The organism is Arthrobacter sp. 10N418 (assembly GCF_056394725.1).
In genome coordinates, this window is the sequence record NZ_JBFTIK010000030.1 from 1 (window position 1) to 14,823 (window position 14,823).

The 14,823-nt window shown below is 68.5% G+C and carries 16 protein-coding genes and 1 riboswitch; of the genes, 14 read left to right on the forward strand and 2 right to left on the reverse strand.

What is annotated here, in order from left to right:
* A partial coding sequence (locus AC1DCZ_RS17530) for a DUF222 domain-containing protein (protein ID WP_476975730.1) occupies nt 1-927 on the reverse strand: 927 nt, incomplete at its 3' end.
* Between the two features lie 458 nt (nt 928-1,385).
* On the opposite strand from AC1DCZ_RS17530, the gene def reads away from it, so the two are divergent.
* The 12 genes from def to hisF all read left to right on the forward strand — a co-directional run bounded on the left by def (nt 1,386) and on the right by hisF (nt 11,763).
* Complete coding sequence (gene def, locus AC1DCZ_RS17535) at nt 1,386-1,982, forward strand: peptide deformylase (protein WP_476896918.1); 597 nt, start codon at nt 1,386-1,388, stop codon at nt 1,980-1,982.
* Complete coding sequence (gene fmt, locus AC1DCZ_RS17540) at nt 1,979-2,899, forward strand: methionyl-tRNA formyltransferase (protein ID WP_476975731.1); 921 nt, start codon at nt 1,979-1,981, stop codon at nt 2,897-2,899. The genes def and fmt overlap by 4 nt, the downstream gene beginning before the upstream one ends.
* A complete protein-coding gene (locus AC1DCZ_RS17545) occupies nt 2,896-4,479 on the forward strand; it encodes an RsmB/NOP family class I SAM-dependent RNA methyltransferase (RefSeq protein WP_476975732.1) in 1,584 nt (527 codons plus the stop codon). Before fmt ends, AC1DCZ_RS17545 begins: the two co-directional genes overlap by 4 nt.
* An 85-nt stretch (nt 4,480-4,564) precedes the next feature.
* Nucleotides 4,565-5,227, forward strand: a complete 663-nt coding sequence (gene rpe, locus AC1DCZ_RS17550; protein ID WP_476975733.1) for a ribulose-phosphate 3-epimerase — start codon at nt 4,565-4,567, stop codon at nt 5,225-5,227.
* Nucleotides 5,228-5,382: 155 nt separating this feature from the next.
* A riboswitch (FMN riboswitch) is annotated at nt 5,383-5,533 on the forward strand.
* A 206-nt stretch (nt 5,534-5,739) separates the two neighbouring features.
* Nucleotides 5,740-6,936, forward strand: coding sequence for a bifunctional diaminohydroxyphosphoribosylaminopyrimidine deaminase/5-amino-6-(5-phosphoribosylamino)uracil reductase RibD (gene ribD / locus AC1DCZ_RS17555; RefSeq protein ID WP_476975734.1), 1,197 nt, complete (start codon nt 5,740-5,742; stop codon nt 6,934-6,936).
* Complete coding sequence (locus AC1DCZ_RS17560; protein WP_476975735.1) at nt 6,936-7,604, forward strand: riboflavin synthase; 669 nt, start codon at nt 6,936-6,938, stop codon at nt 7,602-7,604. Before ribD ends, AC1DCZ_RS17560 begins: the two co-directional genes overlap by 1 nt.
* Nucleotides 7,601-8,374: a 3,4-dihydroxy-2-butanone-4-phosphate synthase gene (gene ribB / locus AC1DCZ_RS17565; RefSeq protein WP_476975736.1), complete on the forward strand. Its 774-nt coding sequence runs from the start codon at nt 7,601-7,603 to the stop codon at nt 8,372-8,374. Before AC1DCZ_RS17560 ends, ribB begins: the two co-directional genes overlap by 4 nt.
* A gap of 14 nt (nt 8,375-8,388) precedes the next feature.
* The gene (gene ribA / locus AC1DCZ_RS17570; protein WP_476975737.1) at nt 8,389-9,087 is read left to right on the forward strand and encodes a GTP cyclohydrolase II; all 699 of its coding nucleotides are present in this window, start codon (nt 8,389-8,391) and stop codon (nt 9,085-9,087) included.
* A 72-nt stretch (nt 9,088-9,159) separates the two neighbouring features.
* Nucleotides 9,160-9,645 carry a 6,7-dimethyl-8-ribityllumazine synthase gene (gene ribH, locus AC1DCZ_RS17575; RefSeq protein WP_476896925.1) on the forward strand — a complete coding sequence of 162 codons (486 nt, stop codon included), beginning with the start codon at nt 9,160-9,162 and terminating at the stop codon, nt 9,643-9,645.
* Between the two features lie 84 nt (nt 9,646-9,729).
* Nucleotides 9,730-9,993 (forward strand): phosphoribosyl-ATP diphosphatase, encoded by a 264-nt coding sequence (locus tag AC1DCZ_RS17580; protein ID WP_211878609.1) that lies wholly within the window; start codon nt 9,730-9,732, stop codon nt 9,991-9,993.
* A gap of 104 nt (nt 9,994-10,097) precedes the next feature.
* On the forward strand, nt 10,098-10,940 hold the full coding sequence (gene hisG / locus AC1DCZ_RS17585; protein WP_476975738.1) for an ATP phosphoribosyltransferase: 843 nt from the start codon (nt 10,098-10,100) through the stop codon (nt 10,938-10,940).
* A gap of 46 nt (nt 10,941-10,986) precedes the next feature.
* Nucleotides 10,987-11,763, forward strand: a complete 777-nt coding sequence (gene hisF / locus AC1DCZ_RS17590) for an imidazole glycerol phosphate synthase subunit HisF (protein ID WP_476896927.1) — start codon at nt 10,987-10,989, stop codon at nt 11,761-11,763.
* Between the two features lie 42 nt (nt 11,764-11,805).
* Here the strand turns inward: hisF and AC1DCZ_RS17595 are convergent, their stop codons facing one another.
* Entirely contained in the window at nt 11,806-12,450 is a 645-nt protein-coding gene (locus AC1DCZ_RS17595) for a TIGR03085 family metal-binding protein (RefSeq protein ID WP_476896928.1), read from the reverse strand.
* Nucleotides 12,451-12,619: 169 nt separating this feature from the next.
* On the opposite strand from AC1DCZ_RS17595, the gene hisI reads away from it, so the two are divergent.
* Together hisI and AC1DCZ_RS17605 are read left to right on the forward strand one after the other, a co-directional pair.
* Nucleotides 12,620-13,099, forward strand: a complete 480-nt coding sequence (hisI, locus tag AC1DCZ_RS17600) for a phosphoribosyl-AMP cyclohydrolase (protein WP_476975739.1) — start codon at nt 12,620-12,622, stop codon at nt 13,097-13,099.
* Nucleotides 13,100-13,204: 105 nt separating this feature from the next.
* Nucleotides 13,205-14,803, forward strand: coding sequence for an anthranilate synthase component I (locus AC1DCZ_RS17605; RefSeq protein ID WP_476975740.1), 1,599 nt, complete (start codon nt 13,205-13,207; stop codon nt 14,801-14,803).
* The last annotated feature ends 20 nt before the right edge of the window (nt 14,804-14,823 follow it).

The following is a 14,823-nucleotide window of genomic DNA, read 5'->3' on the forward strand; positions in this document are numbered from 1 at the left end:
GGAAGCACTCGAAACACCGTCCGTGACAACCGTGGCAGGGTTGGCCACGGGACCCTCACCGCCGGCAGCGGCGTGCGCGCCGCAGTCGGTGACCGCCGCCGGCGCCGCGGAACTGCTGGTGCGTGGGTTGGTGGCGGTGTTCATCACGGTGAGGAGGTGCTCGAACTGGTCGGTGGTCGCGAAGATCTCCAGGTGGTGCAGGCCGTGGCGCTGGCGTCGGATGAACGCGCCCTGGAGCTGGCGAAGCAGCTCCTCGGAGGGCTCGGCACCGTCCTGGTCGATCGCATCCGCCCAGCGCCGTGCGACCCGGACCAGGAAGTCCGGGTCGTTCCCGGCCGCGGTGCGGGTCAGGGCGTGTTCCATCCGGGCCGCGGACTCCGCGTCGCAGGCGTGCCGGACCCGGCCCAGCGCCAGCGTGATGATCGTCGCGGCCCGGGACGCGACTTCACCGGCCGCGACCGCGGCACCGAGTTCCCCGCGTACGGGCGGCAGCGGCTCCCCGGTGAATCCCTGCCGGCGCAGGATGCTCTCGGCGAGGGCGAGCCTGCGCCGCGCCTCGGCCGCGCTGATCAACAGCCGGGCCCGCAGAAACTCAACGGTGTTCCGGTACCCGTCATCCACAGGATCGTCCGCACCCGGAGCACCCGGTGCAGCGGCGGCGCCCGGTGCCGAGGATCCGGGCCCGGACCCGGGAGAATCGTCCCGCCACCCTGTGGTCCACGACGTGCCGGCCTTCGCGGCGTCCGCCGCAGCCTGCTTTCGGGTCCGGTCCACCGCGCCGGCCGCCACGAGCTGGAGATACTCCACATGCCTCGAGATCTCCTCCATCCGGCCGGCAAAGTCCGACGCCGCACGGAAACCAAACAATGCCGCGTCCTCCGCTGCCGTCGAGCCCACGCGTTGGAGCAGCGCGATGACGCTGTCCACACCGGACTGAAAACCCGGGCCCGTACCCTGACACGCGCCGGGCACTATGCCGCAGGCAACAGCGGGGCCGGTGCACCTCTCCGTGCCCTGCCCCTCGTTCTCGAAAGGAATGAAATCCCCGACGGCTTCCACAATCACAGTCTGCCAGTGGGCTCTGACAATAATGATGAAATGGCCGCTGTTGCGGCGTGACCGGCCGGGCGGACAGTGAAGACATGCCTGGCAAGCCGAAAGCACATATCGGGCGTCTGACACCGCGAGGGAACCGTCCAGGACTCCGGTCGCCCGGTCGCCCGGCCGCCCGGCCGTGGGGCCTCACGGAGGGCCGCGGAAGCCCACACCCAGGCGAAGCCGGCCAGCCCCACCCAGACGGATCCGATGGCGAAAGCGGACCGGGCCACAGGTGCAACTAAACTGGACTCGATTCCCTAGCCATCCACCGTGAGGACAGACTGCACATGGCCATTTTGAATATCCGCATCATCGGAGATCCTGTGCTGCGCACAGTCGCCGATCCCGTGACGGAATTCGGGCCTGAACTGGCGAAACTCGTAGCGGACATGACCGAAACCATGGAGGACGTCGACGGGGCAGGGCTGGCCGCACCCCAGGTCGGCGTGAGCAAGCGCGTCTTCACCTACCGGATCGGCGGCGTGGAGGGTCACATCATCAACCCTGTGCTGGTGAGCAGCGAGGACTTCCAGCCGGACCAGGTCGAGGGCTGCCTCTCCATCCCTGGCCTCGGCTTCCCGGTCCGCCGTTACCGGCACACGACCGTCACCGGCGTCGACCTTCACGGTGATCCCGTCACGATCGAGGGGGAAGGCATGCTGGCCCGCTGCTTCCAGCATGAAACCGACCACCTGGACGGGATCCTGTTCACAGACCGGCTGGAAGGCGAGGACCGGAAGACCGCGTTGCGGGCCATCCGGAATGCCAACTACGACTCCATCACCGAGCAGACGACGGCGAAGCGCGCCAGGACAGTTGGATCGAGCTTCGGTTCCGGCGGCGCCGGGACGGGGAGTTTCGGCTCCTTCGGAAACTCCCAGTGAGGGTACTCTTCGCCGGCACGCCGGCTGTCGCCGTGCCCTCCCTGGACGCCCTGGTCGACGCCGGCTTCGACGTCGTCGCCGTCCTCACCCGCCCGGATGCGCCGCTGGGCCGCAAGCGCATCCTCACGCCGTCGCCCGTCGCGGCCCGCGCCGCAGAGCTCGGTATCGACGTCATCCGGGCGTCCAAGGTCGACGCCGACGTGACGGCCAGGATTGCCGCAACGGCCCCGGATGTCGCCGCGATCGTGGCCTACGGGGGGCTTATTCCGCGCCCGGCCCTGGACGTTCCCCGCCACGGCTGGATCAACCTGCATTTCTCCCTCCTGCCGGCCTGGCGGGGAGCGGCGCCCGTCCAGCGAGCGCTCATCGCCGGTGACGACATCACCGGCGCTGTTACGTTCCTGCTCGAGGAAGGGCTGGACACTGGCCCCGTTTTCGGCACGCTCACAGAAACCGTCCGCTCCGATGACACTGCGGGGGCGGTGCTCGAGCGGCTCTCTCACAGCGGAGCCGTGCTGCTTACCCAGACGCTGTCCGCCGTCGACGCCGGTAAAGCTGCGGCCGTGCCGCAGCAAGGGGACGTGAGCTTGGCCCCGAAGCTGACTCTGGACGACGGCCGGCTCGACTGGCGGCAGCCGGCCTTGGCGATCGGACGGCGGGCCCGCGGGGTCACCCCTGAGCCCGGCGCCTGGACCACACTGGACGGGCAGCGCGTCAAACTGGAACCGGTCCTGCTCCGGCCCGAGGCTCCCGCCCTGAAGCCCGGCCAGTTGGAGATGAACGGGAAGAGCGTACTGGTGGGAACCGGCTCGCACCCGGTGGAACTCACCCGGATCCAGCCCTCGGGCAAGAAAATGATGACCGCAGCTGATTGGGCGCGCGGACAGGCAACACTTGAAAGCGTGGTATTCGAATGAGCGAGTCGGGAACGAGTGGCAGCGACCGCGGCCGGGGCCCCCAGCGCGGAGGCGCCGGAGGCCAGCGCGGCGGCCAGGCCAGCCGCGGCCGGGACGGCAGCCAGCGCGATGCCAAGGGTCGGGAACGCAACCGAGGCCAGCAGCGCGGATTCTCCGAGAGCGCCCCATCACAGCGCACCCGCAGGGCGGACCCTGCCAGGCTCGTGGCGTTCGAGGTCCTCCGCGCCGTCGCCGCCGAGGACGCCTACGCGAACCTCGTGCTTCCGGCCCGGATCCGGCATCACGGACTGGACAAACGCGACGCCGGCTTCGCGACCGAACTGAGCTATGGCGCCCTCCGCGGCCAGGGCACGTACGACGCGATCCTGGCACGCTGCGTGGACCGGCCGCTGGACCAGCTGGATCCCGCCATCCTCGATGCGCTCCGGATCGGCGTCCACCAACTGCTCGCCATGCGCGTCCCGGCGCATGCCGCCCTGGACCAGACGGTCGGCCTGGCCCGCGCAGTGATCGGGGCCGGGCCCTCGGCGCTCATCAATGCTGTGCTCCGCAAGGTCTCCGCCCGCACCCTGGCGGAATGGCTGGACCTGCTGACCGGCGAGGAGACAGACGAGACAAAGATCGCTGCCATCCGTTTCGCCCACCCGGAGTGGATTGTCCGCGCCATGCGGCAGTCCCTCGTGGCCCACGGCCGGCCTGTCGCCGAGATCGACGAGCTTTTGGAAGCGGACAATGCCGCACCGGTGGTCAACCTCGTGGCGCTGCCCGGACTCGGCAGCCTCGACGAGGCGCTGGAAGGCGGTGCCACCCCCGGCGAACTCGTCGAGGGCTCGGCACTTTCCAGTGGCGGGGACCTCGGCCGGCTCGCCTCCGTTCGGGAAGGCACCACCCGCATCCAGGACGTCGGATCGCAACTCGTGGCCCGCGCGCTGGCCGCCGTCGATCTTGGAACCGGGGCCGCTGGAAGCTCCAGCCCGGCCGGCGAACGATGGCTCGACCTGTGCGCCGGACCCGGCGGCAAGGCTGTCCTGTTGGGCGCACTCGCCCGGCAACACGGCGCCACGCTTCTGGCCAACGAACCGGCTCCACACCGCGCCAAGCTGGTCCGGCAGGCCCTGGCCGCGGTGCCCCATGATGTCTGGCACGTGCGGACCGGAGACGGCCGCGAGATTGGCACTGAGATGGCGGAAAGCTTCGACCGTGTCCTTGTCGATGCGCCCTGCACCGGTCTCGGTGCACTGCGCCGGCGACCGGAGGCACGCTGGCGTCGCACGCCCAAGGACCTGACGGACCTCGGCCCGCTGCAGCGCGAACTGCTCAAATCCGCGCTGGCAGCCGTGAAACCGGGCGGCGTCGTGGCCTACGTGACCTGCTCCCCGCACCCGGCCGAGACGACCGCCGTCGTGAGCGATGCGCTGCGCAAACGCGAGGACCTCGAGCTCCTCGACGCCGGGGCCGTACTGGACAGCGTCAGCCTTACCGGCCATCTGGAGGCCGGGCACGAACTCACCGCCCAGCTTTGGCCGCATGTGCACCGCACGGATGCCATGTTCCTGGCCCTCATCCACAAGAAGGCCTGATCAACAGGTGATACTGGGGTGCGGGTTGCCCGCGCCTTCAGCAGGACTTTCCGCAGGACTTTCAGCAGAACGACAAGGAATTCTTATGGCCCAGTGCTGCATCAACCCGAGCATCCTTTCCGCCGACTTCGCCAACCTTGAGGCCGAGCTGCTCAGAATTAGCAACGCGGATGCCGTGCACGTGGATGTCATGGACAACCACTTTGTGCCCAACCTCTCGCTCGGGCTTCCCGTAGTCCAGCGGCTGCAGGAAATCAGCCCGGTGCCGTTGGACGCGCACTTGATGATCGAGCACGCCGACCGCTGGGCGCCCGCCTACGCCGACGCCGGTGTGGCCTCGGTGACCTTTCACGCCGAGGCATCGATCGCACCGATCAAACTGGCCCGCGAACTGCGGGCCCGCGGCGCCAAGGCGGGCCTTGCGCTCCGGCCCGGAAGCGCCGTGGAGCCTTTCCTGGACATGCTCGGTGAGCTGGACCTGCTGCTGATCATGACGGTGGAGCCTGGCTTCGGCGGCCAGGAATTCCTCGAGCTCACGCTGCCCAAGATCCGGCGGGCCCGCGCGGCAATCGACGCTTCCGGCTTCGACGTGGCGCTGCAGGTGGACGGCGGCATCACCGAGGAGACCATCTGGCGTGCCGCCGAGGCCGGCGCCGACGTCTTCGTGGCAGGATCCGCGGTCTACGGCGCCGCAGACCCGGCCAAGGCTATCGAGCGGCTCCGGGAGGCCGGCCGCCGGTCGTTCTGAGCCCGCTCCCGCGGCCTCGCTGGGGCGGGCAGTCCGCCGCGTCCTGTGCCAGGCGCCATATTCACTGCGCCGCTCCTCGACATGACGCAGACCGTAACCTCCGGCAGCGGGAATAGCCGGGTGCGGCCTGAGGTTGTGTCAGAATAACAACACACATACGTGCTCCGGGGTCGGTGTAAGTCCGAACCGGCGGTTATAGTCCGCGACCCGCGCGCCGGCGCTTCCCCCAGGGGAAATGCCGGCAAACGGTTGAACTGGTGGAATTCCGGTACCGACAGTAAAAGTCTGGATGAGAGAAGCACGTACAGCTGTTACTGCGGCGTCCTATTGGCGCCGCAGCATTGTGCTGTCGTATACCCCCGGAGCCATCGCGGTTCGTGAGGGAAGGAACGACACACACATATGAACTTTCTGCGATGGCTCTTCACCGACGCTGCTGGCGCCGGAGGCCCGGTGACGGGCCGATGAGCTTTGAACAACAACACCTTTCCAGCCCTGTGAGGGACGCCGGCATGGGTTTGTCCGGCGCCGGATTCAGCGACGCCGAAACCGCAGCCATGGAGGCGGCACTGCTCGTCGCAGCAGAGGGCCCCCGCGGAGCGAACCCGCTCGTGGGCGCCGTCGTCATCGCCGCCGATGGAACGCAGCTGGTGTCCGGCCGCCACCGCGGAGCCGGCACGGCACACGCCGAAGCCGACGCGATCGCACAAGCGAAGGCCGCCGGTCATGACCTCCGCGGTGCCACGATCGTGGTGACCCTGGAGCCGTGCAACCACTGCGGACGCACGGGCCCCTGCGCGCAGGCCATCATCGACGCCGGAATCAGCGACGTCATCTACGCCGTCGACGACCCCCATGACCCGGCGGCAGGCGGCGCAGAGACACTGCGTGCCGCGGGCGTCCGCGTCAGGTCCGGCCTGGCCGCCGACGCTGCGCTGGACCTCAACAGGCGCTGGTTCGCCGCAGTCGCCGCCCAGCGGCCTTTCGTCACGCTGCATATCGCGCAGACCCTCGACAGCCGCATCGCAGCCAGCGACGGGACCAGCCAGTGGATCTCCAGCCCGGAATCCCTCGCGGACAACCACGCGCTGCGCGGCCGGATCGACGCCATCCTCGTGGGCACCCAGACGGTCCTCGTGGACAATCCGCGGCTCACAGCACGCAATGCCGCGGGCGAAACGGCCGGCAAACAGCCGTTGCGCGCCGTCATGGGCTACCGCGAAATCCCCGAGGGTGCGGCCATCAATGGCGAGGACGGCAAGGTTCTGCACGTTGCCACGCGCGATCCCCGGGAGGCCCTGGACCAGCTGTTTGCCGCCGGCGTGCGGCATCTCATGGTGGAGGGCGGCTCCCGGATCCTGAGCGCGTTCCTTGCGGCCGGCCTCGTCGACGAGCTCATCGTGTATCTGGCCCCGACGCTCCTCGGCTCGGGCACCCCCGCCTTGGAGGACCTGGGCATCACCACCCTGGCCGATGCCCAGGAGTGGGAGTGGGATCCGGCGTCCGGGGGCGCGGTCAGGATGCTCGGCCGCGACCTGCGGCTGCACCTCCGCCCGGCCGGCCTCACGGCCAGCGGCCCGGAGGGCCACCCCCAGAGCGGGCCCGCGAGCAGCCCCGGCACCCGCGCCGGCATGCCCGCCGGCACCATAACTTCACCCGACTCCACCCCGCACCGCACTGGCGCGGACACCGCCGCAGGAGGCAACTGATGTTCACCGGAATTATCGCCGAGCAGGGAAAGGTGCTGTCCGTTGAGCGCAACGGCAACGCCAGCGCCACCGTTCGGCTGCACGCCCCCGGAACCACCGACGGGCTCGCCCTCGGCGGTTCCATCGCCGTCAACGGCGTCTGCCTGACCGCGACGCAGATCGACGGCAAGGACTTCAGCGTCGACGTCATGGGCGAAACACTCAACCGCAGCACCATCGGTGAACTCCTGGCAGGTGACCCGGTCAACCTGGAACGCTGTGTCCCGGCCGGCGGCCGGCTGGACGGCCACGTCGTCCAGGGCCACGTCGACGGCGTTGGCGAACTGCTGGAGCGCGAGGCGCTCGGCAACTGGGACCGGCTCCGCTTCGGCGTGCCGGCCGGGCTTGCACGCTACATCGCGGAAAAGGGCTCCATCGCCGTCGACGGCGTATCGCTGACGGTGACCGCCGTCAGCCCGGCGCCGGAACAGGCACCGTGGTTCGAAGTGGGACTCATTCCCACCACGCTGGCCGAGACCGGCCTGGGCGCGAAACCCCTTGGCGGCCGGGTCAACCTCGAGGTGGACGTGCTGGCGAAGTACACTGAGCGCCTGCTTGCCTTTGCAGGCGGCCCGGCACGGGCAGCCGCCACCCGGGCAGCAGCTCACGTGGAGGGAGGCGCCGAATGAACCAGATCAAGAACTTGTCCGGACACATCCTGGACGACGGCGCCCTGAACGGCGCCGCCTCGCACGAGGCCGCCGCCCAGAACGGCGCCGCCCAAGCTGCCGCCCTGCCTGCCGCGGGGCTGAGCCCGCGGACGGGTCTGGATCCCATCGAAGAGGCCATCAGTGCCATGGCGGCAGGGCGCCCAGTCCTGGTCGTGGACAACGAGGACCGCGAAAACGAAGGCGACATCATTTTCGCCGCGCAGCACGCCACGGCCGCGTTGATGGGCTGGACAGTGCGGTACAGCTCCGGCGTGATCTGCGTGCCGCTCGCCGCCGAACGGGCGGACGCCCTCGCGCTGCCGCCGATGGTGGATATCAATGAGGACGCCAAGGGCACTGCCTATACGGTGTCCTGCGACGCAGCCGTGGGAGTCAGCACCGGAATATCCGCCACGGACCGGGCCCTGACCGCCCGGATCCTGGCGGACCCCGGGAGCCAGCCGAATTCCTTGACCCGACCCGGGCATGTTTTCCCCCTTCGCGCCGTTAAGGGGGGAGTGCGGCAACGCCCCGGCCACACCGAGGCGGCAGTGGATCTCTGCCGGCTGGCAGGCCTGGAGCCTGTGGGAGTGATTGCAGAGCTGGTGTACGACAACGGAGAGATGATGCGGCTGGACGGACTTCGCAGCTTCGCTATCGAGCATGGCTGCCCCCTGATTTCGATTGCGGATCTAGAGGCCTACCTGGATGCGGGACAGCATGCCGGCCACGCAGCGGATCCGGCCTGATGGAGGAGATACAAATGACGACGTCCGAGACACGAGAAGAGATGTCCATGGCACGCCAGCCGCATCCGGTCAGCGCGGGACCGATCGTCCAGCTGCCCACGGCTTTCGGCGATTTTGTGGCCCAGGCCTGGACCGATCTGGCCACCGGAGCCGAGCACCTCGCGGTCAGTTCACCGATGCTGCCGGTCGACGGCAAGGCGCCGCTGGTGCGCCTGCATTCCGAGTGCCTCACCGGCGACGTGTTCGGCTCCTACCGCTGCGACTGCGGCGAGCAACTGGCCTACGCGCTGGAGATGATCAATGAGTTCGGCGGTACGCTGCTCTACTTGCGCGGCCAGGAAGGCCGCGGGATCGGCCTGGCGAACAAGATGAAGGCGTACGCCCTCCAGGAAGCGGGCTTCGACACCGTGGAGGCAAATGAGCAGCTGGGACTGCCCGTCGACGCCCGTTGCTACAAGGCAGCGGCCCAGATCCTGGCGGAGATGGGACTCCATGAGGTGCGGCTCCTGAGCAACAACCCGGACAAACAGGACAGGCTCGCGCTGGCCGGCGTCCGGGTGGTGGAAATGGTTCCGACCGAGGTGCCGTCGCGGGAGCAGAATATCCGCTACCTGCAGACCAAGAAAGACCGGATGGACCACCGGCTGGTCCTCGACGTCCAGCCTGCGGCGCCGGCGGCGGGCCAGCGCGGTTTTGAACACGAACAAGACTGACCCGGCCCGGCCACGTAGAGCAACACCCACAGCACCGCCCCGCAGACCGACAACTACAGCAAGGATTCACGCATGAGTGGACACGGCGCACCCCAGATTGACCTCACCACGTTCCAGCCCGAGGAAACGTCCCGGCTGAAGCTGGCCATTGTGGCCGCAAGCTGGCACACCAAGATCATGGACGGCCTCCTTGACGGCGCCCTCCGCGCGGCCAAGGACGCCGGCATCAGCGAACCGACGGTTCTGCGCGTTCCCGGCACCTTTGAGCTCCCCGTGGCCGCCGCCCGGCTGGCACCGCACTTCGACGCCGTCGTGGCGCTCGGCGTCGTGATCCGGGGCGGAACCCCGCACTTTGAATATGTCTGCGAGGCCGCCACCCTTGGCCTCACCGAGGTCAGTGTGCGCACTGGCGTGCCCGTGGGCTTCGGCGTGCTCACGTGTGACACGGAGCAGCAGGGAATCGACCGCGCCGGGCTTCCGGGCTCCACCGAGGACAAGGGGCACGAGGCCGTCACGGCCGCCCTGGCCACCGCCGTGACGCTCAGGCAGTTCAGCTAGCAGCATGTGTCTTCACTCACATCCTGCCCGTCATGCAAGGGGCCGGCAGGCACGGTCCCGCCCCGAACAAGTAGGCTGGAGCGTGTGAAGAATTTCGAGTCGCTGTTCGCAGAACTGAGTGAGAAGGCAGCCGCACGCCCGGACGGCTCCCGCACCGTCGCAGAACTGGATTCCGGAGTCCACGGCATCGGCAAGAAGGTCGTGGAGGAAGCAGCCGAGGTCTGGATGGCTGCCGAGTATGAATCCGATGAAGCCGCCGCGGAAGAAATTTCGCAGCTGCTCTACCACCTGCAGGTTCTGATGCTCGCCAAGGGACTCAGCCTGGAAGACGTCTACAAGCATCTCTAGCCACGTCAGCGCCGGACGCCGCCTGGACCATTCCGGGCGGAACCGTCGAGTTGCGTGGCCCGGTTTGCCTGCGTAGCCACTTCCTAACCCAAGAGAGACCCCCAATGCTGAGAGTTGCCGTCCCGAACAAGGGATCCCTGTCCGAAGCCGCCTCCGCCATGCTCGCCGAGGCCGGCTACCGCCAGCGCCGCGACACCCGCGAACTGGTCATGGTTGACCCTGACAACGACATCGAGTTCTTCTTCCTCCGCCCCCGTGACATCGCCGTGTACGTCGGACAGGGAACGCTCGACGTCGGCATCACCGGCCGCGACCTGCTCCTGGACGCTGAGGTCGAGGCCGAGGAGCTGCTGCCGCTGGGCTTCGCGGCCTCGACGTTCCGCTTCGCCGGCCCGGTGGGTGACTTTGAGTCCGTCGAACAGCTCGAAGGAAAACGCCTCGCCACGAGCTACGACGGCCTGCTCCGCGGCTACCTCGCCGAGCGCGGCATCAAGGCCAAAGTTGTCCGCCTCGACGGGGCCGTCGAATCCTCCGTGCGCCTCGGCGTCGCGGACGCGATCGCCGACGTCGTCGAGACCGGCAACACCCTCAAGGCCGCCGGCATGGAGATTTTCGGGGAGCCGATACTGCGCTCCGAGTCGGTGCTGATCGGCCGCAAGGGCGAGCAGAACCCGGCCGCCGAAGTGCTCATCCGCCGGCTCCAGGGGGTCCTCGTGGCACGGCAGTACGTGCTCATGGACTACGACATCCGCAAGGAACTCGTGGAACAGGCCGCCGCGTTGACGCCCGGCCTGGAATCGCCCACGGTCTCGCCGCTGCGCGATTCGGACTGGGTGGCCGTCCGGTCGATGGTCCCCAAGAAGGACACCAACCGGATCATGGACGAGCTCTACGACCTCGGAGCCCGCGCCATCCTGGTCAGCAGCATCCACGCCTGCCGGATCTGAGCCCGGCACCCCACCGGAGTTCCTCCAGCAAACATCAGGAGAAGTCATGACTGTTGCCGTGCGCGTCATCCCGTGCCTCGACGTCGATGCCGGCCGCGTGGTCAAAGGCATCAACTTTGAAGGACTCCGCGACGCCGGGGACCCCGTGGAGCTGGCCCACCGCTACGACAACGGCGGCGCCGACGAGCTCACCTTCCTCGACGTCACCGCCTCCTCGGGCAACCGGGAAACCACCTTCGACGTCGTCCGCCGCACCGCAGAGGAAGTCTTCATTCCCCTGACCGTCGGCGGCGGCGTCCGCGGCGTGGCGGAAGTGGACAGGCTTCTGCGCTGCGGCGCGGACAAGGCGGCCATCAACACCGCCGCCGTGGCCCGGCCGGACGTGATCGACGAGATCACCCGGCACTTCGGCTCCCAGGTCCTCGTGCTGTCCGTGGACGCGCGGCGCACCCGCCCCGGCTCCGAACCCACGGCCTCCGGCTTCGAGGTCACCACGCACGGCGGACGCCAGGGCACAGGGATCGACGCGATCGCGTGGGCGCGCGAAGCTGCCGACCGCGGGGTGGGGGAGATCCTGCTCAACTCGATCGACGCCGACGGCACCAAGGACGGCTTCGACCTCGAACTGATCCGCCTGGCCCGGGCCGCGGTCAAAGTTCCCATCATCGCGTCCGGCGGTGCGGGCAAGCCCGAGCACTTCCCGCCGGCCGTGGCCGCCGGTGCGGATGCCGTCCTCGCGGCGTCGGTGTTCCACTTCGGGCCCTTCGACATGATTGCCCAGGTCAAGGCCGCGATCCGAGAAGCCGGCTTCGTCGTCCGCTAATCCCCGCCCGCCCCCTATCGGGCGTTGCTCTTGCTTGGGGTTTTAGAGTCCGACCTCTGCGGACTGCAGGAGCGCGACGGCATCCGGCTGGCCTTCGAACGTCACGAGCGCGTGGCGGGTGCGGCCATGGGCATGCATCAGGAGTTCGCCGGGCTCACCGACGATCGCCACCGAGACCGGTGCGCGTTTGGCCACATGCCGGGGACCGGAGGGGCGCACCAGTACGATGCCCAGGTCCACGCCGCGGTAAAGGATGGCGGCACGTTTGATGAGCTCAGCCCACAAGGCGTCCGAGTAGGCCTCGTCCAGGGCCCTTGGCGCCCAGCGTTCCACTGCGCGGCGGACGTCTTCGGTGTGCACGAAGTACTCGATCAGGTTGGAGCTTTCGTCCAGGGCCTTGATCTTCAGGGGGGAGAGTGCCGGGGGACCGGCACGGAAGGCGTTGACCAGCCGGGCGTAGTCTTCGGGGGTCTTGAGCTTTGCGGCCAGTTTTGCCGTGGCGGCGTCGGATGCCTTGGACAGCCGCTTGATCAGCAGGCCCAGACCGACGGCGGCTTTCCGCTCGCGAAGGTAGAGGTGGGCGGCGAGGTCCCGGGTCAGCCACCCTTGGCAGAGCGTGGCGGAATCAGGGCCGGCTGCCAGCAGTGTTTCGGCCAAAACTTCTCGGGACGGATCGACGAAATGCATCACTTGTGAAACTAGCACGAGACGGCGGCGCCTGCGCACACGAACCCCCGCCGTTTTGCCAGCCGTGGGCCACCAGCCGGGATGTCTATCCGCATGTTACGTCCCGGCGTCACCGACCATGGCGGGCGGACAGATCGTCGCAGTGCCGGTAGGCACTAGACTTGACCTGATGTCTGAGCAGCCCGCCCCCGCCCCTGTTAATGGACCCGCCGTCAATGGACCCGCCGTCAACGGACCCGCCACTGGCGGAAGCACCGCCGGCGGAAAGGCCGTCCCCGTTCCGGCCGCGCCCTCGGGCCCCCTTCCGGCCGCACTTGGCGACGCCCTGAAGCGGGACAGCGCCGGCCTGGTGGCCGCGATCGTCCAGCAGTTCGACACGAACGAGGTCCTGATGCTGGGCTGGATGGATGACGAAGCACTCCACCGGACCATGACGACCGGACGCGTGACGTTTTATTCCAGGTCCCGCCAGGAGTACTGGCGGAAGGGGGACACCTCAGGCCATGTGCAATGGGTGAAGTCACTGGCCATGGACTGCGACGGCGATGCGCTGCTGGTCCGTGTCGACCAAGTCGGCGCAGCCTGCCACACCGGCACCCGGACCTGCTTCGACGGGCGCGATCTCGACGCCGTCATCGGCCAGGGCTAGCGCGCCGGCCCGCGGCTCCACACGCTGGAGCTGCAACCCCGCGGCCGATCACCACTCAGCCACCCCCCACCTTCAGAACTGAAAGAACAGGCGGAAACCACAGCCATGCAGGACCTTGGAATCATCAGCCCGGGCCTGGAGGAGTTCCGTGAACTCGCAGGCCACAGCCGCGTCATCCCCGTGCGGCTGAAGGTGCTCGCTGACGCCGAAACCCCGATCGGGCTCTACCGCAAGCTCGCCCACGGCCAGCCCGGAACCTTCCTGATGGAATCCGCGGCTGTCGGCGGTTCCTGGTCCCGCTACTCCTTCATCGGCGCACGCTCCCGGGCCACGCTGACCACCAAAGACGGCCAGGCGCGCTGGCTCGGCGAACCTCCGGTCGGCGTCCCGCTGGACGGCAGTCCGGTGGACGCCGTCCGCGACACCATCGAGGCCCTCCGCACGGACCGCTTCGATGGGCTGCCGCCGTTCACGTCCGGCCTGGTCGGGTTCCTCGGCTGGGAAACGGTCCGTCACTGGGAGAAGCTGACCAGCCCGCCGGAAGACGATCTTGAGCTGCCCGAAATGGCCCTGAACCTTGTGACGGATATGGCCGTGCACGACAACATGGACGGCACCGTCCTGCTGATCGCCAACGCCATCAACTTCGATAACAGCTCCGAACGCGTGGACGACGCCTGGCACGACGCCGTCGCCCGCGTCAAGGCGCTGCTGGCGAAGGTCAGCGCCCCCGTGGAGCAGCCCGTCTCCGTACTCGAAACCGCCGCCCTGGATTTCGCCTCGAGCGTGCAGGAACGCTGGGACGAGAGCGGGTACCTGGCGGCCCTGGACCGCGGCAAAGAGGCCATCGTCGACGGCGAGGTCTTCCAGGTGGTGATTTCGCGCCGGTTCGAAATGGAATGCGGCGCCGACCCCCTGGACGTCTACCGGGTGCTGCGGAACACGAACCCCAGCCCGTACATGTACATCTTCAGCCTCGAGGACGCAGCCGGCCGCCAGTACTCGATCGTCGGCTCCTCGCCGGAGGCCCTCGTGACCGTGACGGGCGAGGAAGTCATCACCCACCCCATCGCCGGGTCCCGTCCGCGCGGCAAGACCGTCGAAGCGGACAAGGCCCTCGCCGAGGAACTGCTCGCTGACGAGAAGGAACGCGCCGAGCACCTGATGCTGGTCGATCTTTCCCGCAATGACCTCTCCAAGGTCTGCGTTGCCGGCTCCGTGGATGTCACGCAGTTCATGGAAGTGGAACGCTTCAGCCACATCATGCACCTCGTCTCCACCGTCGTCGGGAAACTGGCGCCGGGCGCCAAAGCCTACGACGTCCTCAAGGCCACCTTCCCGGCGGGGACGCTCTCGGGCGCCCCCAAGCCGCGGGCGCTCCGCCTCCTGGACGAGCTCGAACCGCACCGCCGCGGCATCTACGGCGGCGTCGTGGGCTACCTCGACTTCGCCGGGGACATGGACATGGCGATCGCGATCCGCTCGGCCCTCCTCCGGGAAGGCCGCGCCTACGTGCAGGCCGGCGGCGGCATCGTCGCCGATTCCGTCAACCCCACGGAAGCCCAGGAAACAGTCAACAAGGCCGCTGCCCCGCTCCGGGCCGTGCACACCGCCGGGTCCCTGCACAACATCACGGCCGACTCCGTTCCCGACGCCACCCCCAGCGCCGGCGCCGGCGCCACCCCCTCCGGGGCGGGCAACTGATGGCGGCCGAGGACAACTCC

Bases quoted from the DNA above. Each gene is read 5' to 3' on its own strand.
- ribD (WP_476975734.1), top strand. From the start codon at position 5,740: ATGGGTTTGTCCGGCGCCGGATTCAGCGACGCCGAAACCGCAGCCATG.
- AC1DCZ_RS17605 (WP_476975740.1), top strand. From the start codon at position 13,205: ATGCAGGACCTTGGAATCATCAGCCCGGGCCTGGAGGAGTTCCGTGAA.
- ribB (WP_476975736.1), top strand. From the start codon at position 7,601: ATGAACCAGATCAAGAACTTGTCCGGACACATCCTGGACGACGGCGCC.
- ribA (WP_476975737.1), top strand. From the start codon at position 8,389: ATGACGACGTCCGAGACACGAGAAGAGATGTCCATGGCACGCCAGCCG.
- AC1DCZ_RS17560 (WP_476975735.1), top strand. From the start codon at position 6,936: ATGTTCACCGGAATTATCGCCGAGCAGGGAAAGGTGCTGTCCGTTGAG.
- ribH (WP_476896925.1), top strand. From the start codon at position 9,160: ATGAGTGGACACGGCGCACCCCAGATTGACCTCACCACGTTCCAGCCC.
- hisI (WP_476975739.1), top strand. From the start codon at position 12,620: ATGTCTGAGCAGCCCGCCCCCGCCCCTGTTAATGGACCCGCCGTCAAT.
- def (WP_476896918.1), top strand. From the start codon at position 1,386: ATGGCCATTTTGAATATCCGCATCATCGGAGATCCTGTGCTGCGCACA.
- AC1DCZ_RS17595 (WP_476896928.1), bottom strand. From the start codon at position 12,450: ATGCATTTCGTCGATCCGTCCCGAGAAGTTTTGGCCGAAACACTGCTG.
- hisG (WP_476975738.1), top strand. From the start codon at position 10,098: ATGCTGAGAGTTGCCGTCCCGAACAAGGGATCCCTGTCCGAAGCCGCC.
- rpe (WP_476975733.1), top strand. From the start codon at position 4,565: ATGGCCCAGTGCTGCATCAACCCGAGCATCCTTTCCGCCGACTTCGCC.
- hisF (WP_476896927.1), top strand. From the start codon at position 10,987: ATGACTGTTGCCGTGCGCGTCATCCCGTGCCTCGACGTCGATGCCGGC.
- AC1DCZ_RS17545 (WP_476975732.1), top strand. From the start codon at position 2,896: ATGAGCGAGTCGGGAACGAGTGGCAGCGACCGCGGCCGGGGCCCCCAG.